Genomic DNA, 1,084 nt, shown 5'->3' with positions numbered 1-1,084 from the left:
ATACCCCGTTACATTTTTTACTGTATATCCGCCTGTGCGTATAAGTTCACCTTCTGGTGTAATGATTTCGAGACCGAGTACGTAGTCTTTAGTTACCCCGTATTTTAATCCGCGCGGTCCACCAGAGTTTTCCGCGAGGTTGCCCCCGATTGTAGATACATTCGAACTACTGGGATCTGGCGGGTACATAAGTCCCTTCTTTTCGGCAGCCTTATGAATATTGGCGGTTATTACACCAGGAGAAACAATAGCAATCAAATCATCTTCCCGTATTTCCAGCACATCATCCATGACCGACAAATCCAGGACGATTCCTCCTTTGATCGGCAGCGGTCCACCACTTAAACAAGTGGCAAGCCCTCGCGGATAAACGGGAATTTTCTCTCGATTCGCCAGTCGAATTAGAGCGACTAATTCATCGACCTGCTTGGTCTGGACGACGACATCAGGTACATGTGTCCCAAAGGAGGCATCAAAGGAATAGCTATAACGATCTGCTACCTCTGTGAGTACCCTCCCCGTTTTCACAATACGCTGCACCTCTTCAATGTGCTCTGGCTTCATAGCTCTTAGATGCACTATCATGAGTTTTCCTCCTCTTGAGATGATCGCATTTGTTTCGATAAAAATAAGCGTAGCTTCTTTTTAGCATTTTTCAAATGATCAAGCATTGCCTCCTGGTTAGATGGATACAGCAAAGAGGCTCATTAAATAACACGACTATATATCTAACTAAAATTGTACTACAATAGACCCTTCCTTCTCGAACAAATTTAGTGCAATAAATTTAACGTCTTTTTTGATTGTATGTGAAAAATAGCCCATTCCATGAAGGAATGGATCTGCGTAATTTATTTTCAAACTCTGTGATATGTTTTAGTTCGAAAATTGTACAGACCATGCAAAGCTCAACAAAAGGGGCTTAATCGATATGCAAACATATGTACAAAATGCTTCCGCCGGTAGCGTCAAGAAGTTTGTGTAAGCAGTCTTTGGTAAAAACAAAGTAGAGTATTCAAAGCTTAGTTTTTAGAATATTCAAACATGAGTAAGTAACTTCACTTAGAGGTCCTCCAAAGGCTTT

Annotated in this window: 1 protein-coding gene; it reads right to left on the bottom strand. The window is 41.4% G+C overall.

Features of this window, described 5'->3' with window-relative positions:
* Positions 1 to 564, bottom strand: a 564-nt coding sequence (locus FPZ49_RS35250; protein ID WP_144855244.1) for an FAD-binding oxidoreductase, incomplete at its 3' end; no start/stop codon positions are given.
* Between the last annotated feature and the right edge of the window lie 520 nt (positions 565 to 1,084).

It is taken from the genome of Paenibacillus cremeus (assembly GCF_007786445.1).
Taxonomy (GTDB): Bacteria; Bacillota; Bacilli; order Paenibacillales; family NBRC-103111; genus Paenibacillus_G; species Paenibacillus_G cremeus.
This window is presented reverse-complemented; position numbering and strand designations above follow the sequence as displayed.